The sequence below is a fragment of the Oceanobacillus indicireducens genome, from assembly GCF_014647195.1.
In the GTDB taxonomy this organism is placed as follows: Bacteria; Bacillota; Bacilli; order Bacillales; family Amphibacillaceae; genus Oceanobacillus; species Oceanobacillus indicireducens.
The window spans coordinates 1-12,720 of sequence record NZ_BMOS01000030.1 but is presented as its reverse complement, the minus strand read 5'-3'; the positions used below and the strand labels follow the sequence as shown (position 1 = coordinate 12,720).

Genomic DNA, 12,720 nt, shown 5'->3' with positions numbered 1-12,720 from the left:
ATGAATCTGTCTAAAATGTTTTCTACAATCGACACCCATGTTGCAGGCGAGCCATTTCGCATTGTAACCCAATCCCCAATTCGGCTGAATGAAAGGGATGTGTATGCAAATAATGAACGTTTGCAGACTTCCTTCGCTAGTGAAAAGGCATTGCTTATCAATGAGCCGCGGGGACACAGAGGGATGACAGGCTGTATCGTTACTTCATCTCGTCATGCAGATTTTTCACTGTTTTTCTTTAGCCATGACGGAGCGACGTTTAAGTATCCGGGGCTTGCGGCTGCACTTACTGCACTGCTCGAAACAGGAAATATTCGTCAAAATGAAAGCGGTGTCTACCGGGTGGAAACGGTACATGGTATTTATGAACTGAACACTTCATTTATAAATGGAGAAGTAAAGGAGGTGCAATTTGAAACAGATGAGGTCGGCCCTATTGAAAAAATGCCGGTCTGCGAGGCAGTGACAGTAGCTGGCCAAAGAAAGTATCTGGTTTTCCCGTTTACGGAAGAAGTTCCTGAGTTAACTACAACTTTTATTTCAGAGGTAACAAGATGGGGCAGAACGACGGTGGAGGAGTGGCATGCAGCAAAGGAGGAGTTTACGGGTTTAATTCTTGCGGATTTTGCCGCCGCACAGCAGGGGCTTGCCCGTTCCGTAACGTTTGAATCAGACGGCAGTATCACACGCTCTGCCGGAGTTGACAGCACGATTGCGTTATTTGCAGTATTGCGCAAGTCGTATCCAGAAATGGGGTGGTTGGAAAACAGAAGTGTTTTTGATGAGCCGATTATTGCAGAAACACTTCCGGAAGATGAGAAGCGTTATTCCGTGCTACTCCGGGCAATTGTAACCGGTACGCATGAATTCTTATTTGATGAAACGGATCCGCTGCGGGATGGGTTTATCTTAACGTAAACATGGAGCAGAGACCAGCAGGGTGTACAGGAATTCCATATAAAGAGGAGGAAAAAAATGAAATCTGAGAAGGCATTAAGGCTGCCGAATCGTGGCGAGATATTGTTTGCGCTGATTGGCTTTGGGGCAGTGATGTTTATTTTTATTGTGCTCTTTGAACTGCCAATTCACCTGGCATTGCTGGTGTCATGGTTTCTTATCATTGCGGTCGGACTGAAAATTGGCTATCGCTATAAACAGATGCAGGATGGACTCCTGAGAGGGATTTATGATGGGCTCGAAGCAGTATTGATTCTGATTACCGTTGGTGCCTTAATCGGTACCTGGATTGCCGGTGGTATTGTGCCCTCGATAATTTATTACGGAATGTCAATTATTGATCCAAGCATTCTTCTCTTGGCAGCTTTCTTTATCTGCACAGTGACATCTATCGTAACAGGAACTTCTTTCGGCTCTGCAGGAACAGCGGGGATTGCGATGATGGCGATTGGAGCAAGCTTCGGTTTCCCTCCTCCGCTTGTTGCGGGTGCTGTCATTTCCGGATGTTATGTTGGGGATAAGCTGTCACCTATTTCTGATACTACGGTAATGACTGCGTCTCTTGCAAAAGTAGATATCATTGAACATATTAAATCCATGCTTCGGGTCAGTATTCCGGCCTGGGTAATTGCTGGTGCACTATTTCTGATTGTCGGTTTCTTCTATCAGGGAAGCGGTGATCTGAGTGCTGCAACTTCCATAATGGCTTCCTTGAAGGAACATTTTAATATCGCCTGGTATATGCTACTTCCTGCAGTCGTGGTGGTGGTAATGCTGGCAATGAAAATGCCTTCGATTCCAGTTATCATGTTCGGCGCACTATTAGGCTCCATCTGGGCATTTATTTTCCAAGGTGTACCTTTCCTTGGTGCGATCAATATTATGTATGCAGGCAGTGAAATTACTTCGGGGATAGCGTTCATTGATGAATTGCTAAACCGCGGCGGGATTGTTTTTATGCTGGATGTTATTGCTTTAATTATCCTTGCGCTTGGAGTTGGCGGTCTCATGGCGAAAATCGGCATTATTCGCGCAGTAGGAGATTTCCTTGCGAGATGGGCAATCAATCCGGGCAGACTTACAACATCCACTGTCATAAGTGGATTCATGGGAAATGTGTTTGGGGCAGCTTATGTTTCATTAATTACAGCAACAAAAGTTACAGAAGACAACTACGATAGGATGAAAATTGACCGGCGTGTACTTTCAAGAAACACAGAAGCTGGAGGGACAGTCACCACACCGCTTGTCCCGTGGTCTGACGGTGGGGTATTCATGACAGCAGCGCTCGGTGTGCCGACGCTCAGCTACTTGCCATTTGTCTGGTTTAACTTGCTTGTCGTACTGATTACTCTGATTTATGGCTATACGAATACATTTATCTGGAGAACGGAAGAAGCAAAAGACGAGAAACCAATTGAAAATGTTGTATCAGGAAATTAATGAATATAAGGAGGAAAAAAAGTGAGTAAAATTAAAGGTGTATTTCCAGTTTTAATTACCCCGATGCTTGAGGATGGTGCAATTGACTGGGACGGATTCAGGAAAAACATTGAGCACTTTATTGAGGAAGGTGTTGCTGGAATCGCGATTAACGGCAGTACGGGAGAGTTTGTCAGCTTGACGAAGGAGGAGCGCTTTAAGGCGGTTGAGATAGCGGTCGATCAGGTGAACGGCCGGATTCCGCTCGTTGTAGGGACGGCGGCAGAGACAACAGCTGATGCGGTCGAATATACACAGCAGGCGGAAAAAACAGGTGCAGATGCGGCACTGCTGATTAACTCTTATTACGCTCACCCGAAAGAACATGAAATCTATGAGCATTTCAAAACGGTTGCTGAATCGGTTCAGTTTCCTATTATGATTTATAATAATCCATTTACATCAGGTGTCGATATTAGTACAGAAACGATTTTAAAGGTGGGGAGGGATGTCGCTAATATCACGCACATTAAAGAATCAAGTGGCGACATTACAAAAGCAAGAGATATTGCCAGGCAGGGAGTAGGAGATATTGAAGTGTTCTGTGGTTCTGAGGACCTTGCGTTGGAGTCCTTCTTAGTCGGAGCAGTCGGGTGGATTTCTCCAGCTGGAAATATTGTGCCGGGACTCGTGACTGAGTTGTATGAACATGTAAAAAGCGGTGAGCTAAACAAGGCATGGGGGCTGTATGATCGGCTGCTTCCGCTTTGTAATTACCTGGAGGAGTCTGGAAAGTATGTGCAGCTTTCGAAAAGGGCAATGGAACTGAAAGGCCTTGCTGGAGGACCATGCCGCAAACCGAGATTAGGGCTCACGGAGGAAGAAGACGCGAAGCTGATTGAATTGATGGGAAGTCTTGATGTTGTAAAACAATAAAAAAGGAGGGAAAGAGTATGCAAACTATAGGTTATAATTTGAAGCCTAGAGTACAAGAGTTTTTAGAAGGTGTGAAAGGTCTCTATATTAACGGTGATTACGTGGAATCAGAAAGTGGAAAAACGTTTGAAGTACTCGACCCGTCGACAGAAGAGGTAATTGCCACCGTTAGTGAAGCGCAGGCAGAAGATGTTGATAAAGCTGTTCAGGCAGCAAGAAAAGCTTTTGATGAAGGCGAATGGACCGACCTTGAGGCCGCAGAGCGTTCCCGCATGATATATAAATTTGCAGACCTTTTAGAAGAACACCGGGAAGAATTGGCACAGCTTGAAGCCTTGGATAACGGCAAACTTTATCATATTGCGATTACGGATGATATCGATGGGACGATTGAGCAATTCCGTTACTATGCGGGCTGGGCAACAAAGTTACTCGGAAAAACGACATCAGTTTCTCCAAATTATGTGACCTATACCGTTCATGAGCCAATTGGGGTGGTCGGTCAGATTATCCCGTGGAATTTCCCGTTATTGATGGCTGCATGGAAGCTTGGATCCGCGCTTGCTGTCGGATGCACTGTCGTCATTAAGCCAGCTCAGGAAACACCGCTTTCCCTGCTTTATGTCGGACAGCTTTTTAAAGAAGCAGGCTTCCCGGATGGGACAGTAAATATCATTCCTGGCGACGGACCGGTTGCAGGAAACGCACTTACAACGCATGAGGGAATTGATAAAATTGCATTTACCGGATCTACTGCTACTGGTATAGAAGTCATGCACCGAGCGGCTGATCAGGTGAAGGACATAACGCTGGAACTCGGAGGAAAATCCCCGAGCATTATTCTGGAAGACGCAGACCTGGATGAAGCGATTGAGGGTGCATTTAATGGGACGATGTATAATCATGGACAGAACTGCAGCGCTACCACAAGAATCTTTGTCCACCGCAAGCACTATGATACGGTCTTACGCGCACTGGAAGAGCGGGTGAAGAAAATCCGCCTCGGTTCTGGACTGGATCCGGATACTAACATGGGTCCGCTTGTTTCTGCCAAGCAGCAGAAGCGTGTCTTGGATTATATTGAGCAGGGCAAGAAAGAAGGTGCTCGGCTTGTTACTGGAGGAGGAAAAGGAAAGGACAAAGGTTTCTTTGTAGAACCAACGATATTTGCTGATGTTACGGATGACATGGTAATTGCACGTGAAGAGATCTTCGGGCCAGTCATGTCGGTATTCGTTTTTGATGATGTAGAAGAAGTAATCCGCCGGGCAAACGACAGTGATTACGGCCTTGCCGCAAGTGTCTGGACAGAAAATATTAAGACGGGACATTATATCGCGAAAAAGCTGAAATCCGGGACGGTGTGGATCAATGACTTTGGATTGGAATGGGAAACCATGCCATTTGGTGGCTTTAAGAAGTCAGGAATCGGCCGAGAAATGGGTGGAGAGTATGGACTTGCGAGTTATACAGAAGTGAAGAGTGTGTTTGTGAATATTGAGAGGTAGTATGAAAAACTGATTTTTTCTATCAAATTCCGGAAAAATTCCATCAGCATCTGGGGATAATTCTCCTCCGTCGTCGGACAATTTTACTTTGCGATTGAGATTAAGTGTTATTTACGGTACAACTTAAGAACCCTGTCTATTGGTTATTTTTCGCAATTTGACCTTATTAGAAATGGGTTCTTATTTTATTATGCTTTTTATAACTGCACAGTTGATTGGCGGTTATAGGGTTAAGAGCTAGTTGCATTTTTCTATGAATAATTCAGGATAATTAATATACTTAGCTTTGTCGATGATAAATTATGAACATCCACCAGCATCTCTTATCTTCACCTGGGTAATTAGGAAGGATATATTGAAATAGAGCCACAGTGGAGAAATAAAGCCTCGATTTACAAAATGCATATTATAGTCTGGAAGTGCTGGGGCTTAGTCAGAATGCGTGTCACAATTCTTTCAAAGAGTATATATACTTGATATTTATTATAACCTTTATAATAATATATTAGAGGTGAATAAAATGCTTTTGAATGATAAAGGGGTAAGGAAATTATTAGATAAAGAACTTCAATCTCAGTATCGTGATGATCCAAATACTAGGATAATAAATGAATTAGGTATAAATAATGGGAAATCCAGAGTGGATGTCGCTGTGGTAAACGGAATTATTCATGGCTACGAAATTAAAAGTGATTATGACACACTCGACAGGTTACCAAGACAAATATCATATTATAATAAACTATTTCAACGTATGACAATTGTATCATCAAGGAAATATTATCAACAAATTCTTGAAATGGTTCCCAAATGGTGGGGAATAAAGATAATTAGTTGGGATGCTACAAGACTAATCGAGAAGAGAAAAGGAAGGAAGCAGTCTACCCAAGATAAAGATACACTACTTAGTTTGTTATGGAAGGAAGATCTGGAAGATTTTATTGATGTAATGGGCTACCCTAAGAAAATGAAGAAATTAAAGAAACATCAGCTTCTAGAAATTTTTTCAAGAGAAGCCGATGTTTATACAATTCAACAGCATGTATATAGATCGTTAAAAACCAGGGAAAATTGGAGAGCGGATTTATAATTGTTTAATCATTAATTCAATGTGGTGGTTAATTCCATATTCTATTGGCTTAGAGTGATTATTAATCTCAAGTATTCCTTTGGCACAATCATATATGGCTTTATCACCCAGAGAAAAATCAGGCTTTTTATATACATCGCTATCCACTATTTCTTGGCAGACATTTTTAAAAGTCTCAATACCATTTCTTTCTATTAATGTGGATTTTCCGATGTAGTAATCATCCTCAGAAGAATAAAAAATCTTAAGGTAAGTATTGTAGTAATTTATCCTCGCACTATCTGGAGCAGGTCTTAATCTCACTGTGTAATCTCCAAATTTTAAATCAGGATATTTCTTTTTTAATTTAAAGTACATTTTTATATCATCTCTACTTTGGATAAGGGAAAAGGAGTTGGCTGGTGCAGTATCCGCATTTTCTGGACAGGAGGTAAGGATTAAAACAATTTCGTCTGGATTTAATAATGAAAAGTTTTTAAGTGAAGTAGTTATTCTTTCTTCATTAATTGCAGAATCATAGAAGTCTAGCAAAATAATGAATCTTTTATTTGTAGCTTGTGTGATAATTTTATCTGTAATTCTTTCTACTAATACATCTTCAATTGGGCTACTGAAGTCATGACATCTAACTCTGATAGCAATATCTGACTTATTAGATTCTATAACGGAGCAATAAATGGAAAGATAACGGAATTATTTGCCTTTTGGGATGAAGATAGTGATGAAACCGTGTGGAGTGTTTTTGATATTATTAATTATGGATGCCTAGTCACGACACGAAATTGAAAATGACAAAGCAAGCCTGAATCTGGAAATGCTAAGTAGAATTTAGATGCACTGGATAGTGATGTGTATACTTTTTACGCATAGCAGTGCGGAAGTTTTCGATCAATTTTTGCAGTTTTTTGAATTTTTTGCTTTGGAGTTAGCCCATTGAGTCATTCATTTGAGTTGCGCTTCCAAGATAGAGGGGTTACAGCTTTTGACTCCTCCCTAAGAATAGTAATGTTAAAATTGCATCTCAAAGTAAAGATAAAGTGCCGTGTTTAATCAACTTAAATATTGTCATTATATCTACATCGTTTAAGTATATTAAACATACTGCCATTTATTTAGAGGCAGCAATAAAATCTTAGGGAGGAGTCGTTATGTTTTGTCCTAAATGTGGTGTTCAGATCGATCAAGATGCTAATTACTGTTCTTCCTGTGGATAAAAGCATAATGGAAGATGTGGCACAAAATTCCGCAGTACTCGATAATCAATCGGTAGCTGGTAATGAAACAAAAAGTGATGGTTTAGTATACAAAATATTAGGGTGGTTTTTCTTTGCCGTTTCATTATTATTCATTCCGATAATATTTGGAGCAGGCGCTTTTATAATGGGTTATTTGCTGAGAAAAAGTGATAAACAAAACGAGAACCATGGTACTATCCTTATGGTTATGGGAGTTGCCGGAGCGATATTGGGAATCCTTTTAGGTATGGCTTCAGCGGAATATTAAACGTACAAATTTATCGTGCTAAGGTATTATAACTATAATTTTACCCACCACGCCTCTTAACAAAGCGAACCAAGGTGGGTTTATTTTTCATATATAGAATTTCTCGTTACTCTAATCTTACTGTTAAGAAATCGTTAAAAGAAATAAAAGATAAACTTAGCTAAGAGCATCCCTCGATTGGGATGTTTTTAATTTTGGGCTATCGACTTTTTGAATGAAATCTCCGGACATAGATTGTGCCAACTCCGAACGAACAGAATTAAATTTATCCACCCCTTCACTTGACTTTTTTACAAGTAGCCATTTTTGCAGCCTTTGAAAATTACAATCCATGAAATATGAAGTACCAACAAATATCAAAGGCAATCAATCGGCAAAAACATCAAGTAAAGGACAATGAGATAATTATGCCTAAAACTTCTAAAAAGAAATGTGAAAGGGGCGACAAGTATTTATCATCGTACTCAATGTTCTATCAATCGATAAAGATAACTTCCTCGCTGTTATAGGTTGATTTTAGATCTGAATTAATATTTTCTGTTATGAGATACGTTAATTTGTTCACGGGGCAAACGATATGGTTTGAAGCTGTATCTAATTTATCCGAGGTTACCATACCTAGGATTTCACTTGAAATAGAAACCATTTTTCGTTTTACCGATGCTTCGGATAAAGTGGGTACACTTATTCCAATTTGTGGGTTGATGTTATAAATACCCATTATATATAAATCACATCTCATATTATTTAAATACTCGACAGTGTCTATTCCCAAGTTCACCATCGACTGTTTAAATAATGTTCCACCAATCATAATTACCTCTATATTTTTGTGATTCCTTAGAGCCATAGCTATGGGCGGGCTATTTGTTATGATACTAGCCTTAAAATCTAATGGAATTTGATAGACTAAATGTAAATTTGTTGTTCCTCCATCGATTAGTATTACCATATCCTCTTTTAAAATATCAATTACTTTTTTTCCCAACTTCATTTTAATTTCATTGGATATATTTTCTCTAACTGAAAAGTCAACAATAGGGGGACCTATTCTTAGAGCACCACTGTGGACTCTTTTAATAAGTCCTTGATTGTCCAATTCCTTCAAATCTCTGCGTATAGTATCTTCTGAAACTGATAATCGTTTACTTAAATCACTGGCAATTATTTTGTGTTCTTCATTTATGATTTGTAAAATTTTATCTTGTCGTTCTCTTTTCAACATTGTTATAACCTCCTAACTAATCTCTTCTATTTTAACATAAAAGACAAAAAAAGGCATAAACATGCATAAAAATAAAAAAAGTGAGTAAAATCTCTTTACAAATGCATGAAAGCGCACTAAAATGAATATAACAAGCGCATAAGCGCATTAAAAGGAGGCACAAACGTGCATAAAAAGAATATTACAATAGCACCTTCCCTTATGAGTGCAGACTTGTGCAATTTGGAAAGAAGCATAAGAGAAATTGAAAAGGAAGGGATTGATACACTTCATTTAGATTTAATTGATGGGCATTTTAGTCCAAGTATGCCATTGGGAATTGACACGATTAAGCAACTAAGGAAAATAACTGACATGAATTTTGATGTTCATATCATGTCTCATAACAATGAGTTTTTTATAGAAGAAATGGTCAAGGTAGGTGTTCAGCAAATAACATTTCATATCGAATCGAGCACACATATTGATCGTAACATTCAATTAATAAAGAAAAATGGTATAAAAGCAGGGGTGGCTTTGAATCCATCAACTTCATTGACAGTACTGGATTACGTCTTGCCAGAGTGCGATACTATTTTGCTTATGCTTATAAATCCAGGATTTGCAACTGATAAAAACGAGCAAAAAGTGGCTTATTCAATACAAAAAGTAAAAGATTTATACGAATTAATTCAAACAAAGCAATTAAGTACAAAGATAGAAGTAGATGGTAGGGTTTCGTTAGAAGCTATTCCGGATTTAGTGAGAGCTGGTGCCGATATTTTAGTAGCAGGAAGTACTAGCTTGTTTTTAAAGGGCCAAAGTTTGGCAGAGAATAAAAAACTAGTAGAACAAGCGATTGAAAAAGGGTTTTATAAGGAGGCTAAGTAGATTGATCAGTTATGTTGAAACTGCAAAAAAAATTACCGACGAATTAACAACGACTTTAAATCAGGTAAATGAAGAAGAGATCTATTCGTTATTAGATGAAATAAATAAGGCGGAGAAGGTTTTCTTTGTGGGCGTTGGCCGAGTTTTATTATCCTTGAAGGCGATAGCAAAAAGGCTTGCACATCTTGGCGTAAAAACGTATTTCGTCGGACAAATAACAGAACCGGCAATTACGGAAAAAGATTTACTAATCGTGGGTTCAGGAAGTGGCGAAACTGCCTTCCCATTAATTATTGCCAAGAAAGCAAAGGACAACCATGCAAGAGTAGCTCATATTGGCACAAACCCTGAGAGCTCCATGAAAGAATATACGGATTGTTTTATTAAAATTCCTGTAAGTTCTAAGCTGAGTTTACCCGGTGAAATCCAATCTGTACAGCCTATGACTAGCTTATTTGAACAAAGCTTACTATTACTTGGTGACACACTGGCATTAATGATGATTAAAGAACAAAATATTGATATGAAAGAACTATGGAGATATCACGCAAACCTAGAGTAGTTTGAGGTATTTAAATAGAGAAGTAAAGGAGTTCATATGATGCAAGCATTGCATTTTGGCGCTGGTAATATTGGTAAAGGATTAATTGGCAAATTATTAAATAAGACTGGATATCATGTTTGTTTCGTGGATGTGAATCAACAAGCAGTAGACCAATTTAATGCAAAACACAAGTATCATGTTGAGTTATTGGATGATAACCATACCGTTGAAACCATATCCCCTGTATCTGCTTTAAATAGCAATACCCAAAAAGAAAAAGTGATAGAGGCAATCGTCAATGCAGATATCATCACCACATCTGTTGGCATAAATAATTTATCCGGGATTGCCCCGATTCTGTCAAAGGGGTTGTTAAAGAGAGTAAAGGAAAACAAGCGTAAAATTGATGTGATCGCAAATGAAAACGCAATTAATGCGAGCACTACTTTAAAACAGGAAATGGAAAAACAGCTTTCTGAGAGCGAGATACAAGAAATCAATGGGATTGCAGGTTTTCCAAACTCAGCTATTGACCGTCTATCTTTATCCGAAACAAGGGATGAAGGTGAAAGAACGCTAGTGGAACCTTATTACGAGTGGATCATTAACAAATCTGAAATGATTAATTTTAAAGCACCATCTATAAAAAATGCTATTTACGTGGAAGATTTACAACCATATATAGAAAGAAAATTATATATCGTAAATATGGGACATGCGGCAACAGCCTATATCGGATTTTTTTCTGGAAACTCCACGATTCAAAAAACGTTGGAAAATAAAGATAGGACGAATTTCATTAGTAAAACAATGGATGAAGCATCACAATATGTTGAAACAAAATTTGGTTTTAATCGTGAGGAAATGACTAACTTTATTGAAAAGACTTTAAAGCGATTTAAAAATAAAAACATAAATGATCAAGTGTTTCGAGTTGGCAGAAATCCAATACGTAAATTAAGTTTTGATGAACGGCTAGTCAAACCAACAAGGGAATTATTTGATATGGGACTTCCTGTTGAACGCTTAACTGTTGCTATTGCTGCTGGATTTTTATTTTATAATCCCGTAGATGAGGAATCTGTGACTTTGCAAAAATTCATAGGTGAGTATGGGATTGATAAAGCGATTACCCATTATACAGAACTTGAGAATGAGCATCTTCAGAATAAAATCAAAGAGAATTATAAACAATTAAAGAAGGGTACTTTTCCGTTTTAAACAGAAAGGAAGATGAAAAATCATGCAATTAAGTAATTATTTAAAAGGTAATATTAATTTTATTGATAGTGTTTCCTCTTGGGAGGAATCGATTAAAAAAGCTGCCCAACCATTACTGAATGAAGGTTTGATTACATCTCAATATATCCAGGATATGATTGACAATATTCATAAAAATGGTCCTTATATCGTGATCGTACCTGGAATTGCTATGCCTCACGCACAAAATAATGGAGCAGTCAAAAAAACCGGAGTCTCCATGCTGAAATTAAAAAATCCAGTTCTCTACCCGGAGGATAAAGAAGTTTCAATTCTTATTGTATTAGCAGCAGAAGATAGTGATGGCCATTTGGAGTTGATTTCCAATCTTTCTTCTATGTTGATCGATGATGATATCATGGAAAGCTTTAAAAAAGCCGAAACGGAAAAGGAAATTATCGAACTTATTCAGCGGGCAGAGGAAGAAGAATAGGTTCTTTGGATGTAACGAATAATCATTTGTATTCATATAGGATAGGGGGAAATAGAAATGGCAGGTACAGAGAATTTAGCATATGAAACAAATAATTCAAATGGCACAAATAAGCCATCCTTGCGAGCGAAAATTCAAGCCGTTGGTGGCTTTCTAACTAATATGGTACTTCCTAACATTGGTGCATTTATAGCTTGGGGTTTACTAACCGCTTTGTTCATACCGTCGGGTTGGTTTCCTAACGAAGACCTCGGTTCCATCGTAGACCCAGCGATTAAATATTTACTTCCTCTAATGTTAGCCATTACAGGAGGAAGAATGGTTGCCGGCCAAAGAGGTGCAGTAATGGGTGCTATAGGGGCAATCGGGCTAATTGTTGGTTCTGATATCCCGATGTTCCTTGGGGCTATGATTATTGGTCCTTTAGGTGGCTGGATCATTAAGAAATTTGATAAGCTAATTGAGAATAAAATACCGGCTGGATTTGAAATGATTGTAAATAATTTCTCTATAGGTATTATAGGGTTTATATTAATGGTTATTTCCTTTTATTTCATCGGACCAGTTATTGAATCAGCAAATAACTTTGTAATTGTGGCTATAGAGGCTTTGGTAGCGACTGGTTTCCTACCATTACTCTCTCTTATTAATGAACCGGCAAAAGTGTTATTTTTAAATAATGTCATCGACCAAGGTATCTATTATCCTTTAGGAATGCAAGAAACACTTGAAGCAGGAAAGTCGGTTTATTTCACAGTAGCATCAAACCCCGGAGCAGGACTAGGCTTACTATTAGCATTTAGTGTTTTTGGGAAAAAGGCTGCAAAACGAACAGCACCTGGTGCTATCATAATTCACTTCTTTGGTGGTATCCATGAATTATATTTCCCATATGTACTGATGAAACCGTTGACAATAATTGCCATGATTGCTGGTAGTATGTCAGGAATTGCAGTTTTCAGTTTATTTGAT

General features: G+C 38.6%; 14 protein-coding genes. 12 read left to right on the top strand and 2 right to left on the bottom strand.

All coding sequences use genetic code 11. The annotated features are described in order from the left end of the window. The 5 genes from IEX94_RS15710 (at position 1) to IEX94_RS15690 (ending at position 5,913) form a co-directional block, all read left to right on the top strand. Positions 1-918, top strand: coding sequence for a proline racemase family protein (locus IEX94_RS15710; protein ID WP_188858760.1), 918 nt, complete (start codon positions 1-3; stop codon positions 916-918). A gap of 57 nt (positions 919-975) precedes the next feature. Continuing rightward, a complete protein-coding gene (gene nhaC / locus IEX94_RS15705) occupies positions 976-2,400 on the top strand; it encodes a Na+/H+ antiporter NhaC (protein WP_188858757.1) in 1,425 nt (474 codons plus the stop codon). 21 nt (positions 2,401-2,421) lie between these two features. Further along, on the top strand, positions 2,422-3,315 hold the full coding sequence (gene dapA / locus IEX94_RS15700) for a 4-hydroxy-tetrahydrodipicolinate synthase (RefSeq protein WP_156857738.1): 894 nt from the start codon (positions 2,422-2,424) through the stop codon (positions 3,313-3,315). A gap of 17 nt (positions 3,316-3,332) precedes the next feature. After that, a complete protein-coding gene (locus tag IEX94_RS15695; protein WP_188858755.1) occupies positions 3,333-4,823 on the top strand; it encodes an aldehyde dehydrogenase family protein in 1,491 nt (496 codons plus the stop codon). 520 nt (positions 4,824-5,343) lie between these two features. Next, positions 5,344-5,913, top strand: coding sequence for a sce7726 family protein (locus tag IEX94_RS15690; RefSeq protein WP_188858753.1), 570 nt, complete (start codon positions 5,344-5,346; stop codon positions 5,911-5,913). Here IEX94_RS15690 and IEX94_RS15685 read toward each other — a convergent pair. Then, entirely contained in the window at positions 5,908-6,555 is a 648-nt protein-coding gene (locus IEX94_RS15685) for a beta family protein (protein ID WP_373290847.1), read from the bottom strand. The genes IEX94_RS15690 and IEX94_RS15685 overlap by 6 nt on opposite strands. Before the next feature lie 506 nt (positions 6,556-7,061). Here IEX94_RS15685 and IEX94_RS19875 point away from each other — a divergent pair. Both IEX94_RS19875 and IEX94_RS15680 read left to right on the top strand, forming a co-directional pair. Beyond that, a complete protein-coding gene (locus IEX94_RS19875; RefSeq protein WP_229782755.1) occupies positions 7,062-7,127 on the top strand; it encodes a zinc-ribbon domain-containing protein in 66 nt (21 codons plus the stop codon). 7 nt (positions 7,128-7,134) lie between these two features. Further along, on the top strand, positions 7,135-7,416 hold the full coding sequence (locus tag IEX94_RS15680) for a hypothetical protein (protein WP_229782751.1): 282 nt from the start codon (positions 7,135-7,137) through the stop codon (positions 7,414-7,416). A 475-nt stretch (positions 7,417-7,891) separates the two neighbouring features. Here the strand turns inward: IEX94_RS15680 and IEX94_RS15675 are convergent, their stop codons facing one another. Continuing rightward, positions 7,892-8,641, bottom strand: coding sequence for a DeoR/GlpR family DNA-binding transcription regulator (locus IEX94_RS15675; RefSeq protein ID WP_188858751.1), 750 nt, complete (start codon positions 8,639-8,641; stop codon positions 7,892-7,894). A gap of 165 nt (positions 8,642-8,806) precedes the next feature. Here IEX94_RS15675 and IEX94_RS15670 point away from each other — a divergent pair, with 165 nt between their 5' ends. The 5 genes from IEX94_RS15670 to IEX94_RS15650 form a co-directional block, all read left to right on the top strand. After that, complete coding sequence (locus IEX94_RS15670) at positions 8,807-9,511, top strand: ribulose-phosphate 3-epimerase (RefSeq protein ID WP_188858749.1); 705 nt, start codon at positions 8,807-8,809, stop codon at positions 9,509-9,511. A 1-nt stretch (position 9,512) separates the two neighbouring features. Further along, positions 9,513-10,073 carry a 6-phospho-3-hexuloisomerase gene (gene hxlB, locus IEX94_RS15665; RefSeq protein ID WP_229782750.1) on the top strand — a complete coding sequence of 187 codons (561 nt, stop codon included), beginning with the start codon at positions 9,513-9,515 and terminating at the stop codon, positions 10,071-10,073. Positions 10,074-10,109: 36 nt separating this feature from the next. Next, on the top strand, positions 10,110-11,276 hold the full coding sequence (locus tag IEX94_RS15660; protein WP_229782749.1) for a mannitol-1-phosphate 5-dehydrogenase: 1,167 nt from the start codon (positions 10,110-10,112) through the stop codon (positions 11,274-11,276). A gap of 22 nt (positions 11,277-11,298) precedes the next feature. Beyond that, a complete protein-coding gene (locus IEX94_RS15655) occupies positions 11,299-11,748 on the top strand; it encodes a PTS sugar transporter subunit IIA (RefSeq protein ID WP_188858746.1) in 450 nt (149 codons plus the stop codon). Between the two features lie 57 nt (positions 11,749-11,805). Next, positions 11,806-12,720, top strand: a 915-nt coding sequence (locus IEX94_RS15650; RefSeq protein ID WP_188858744.1) for a PTS transporter subunit EIIC, incomplete at its 3' end; no start/stop codon positions are given.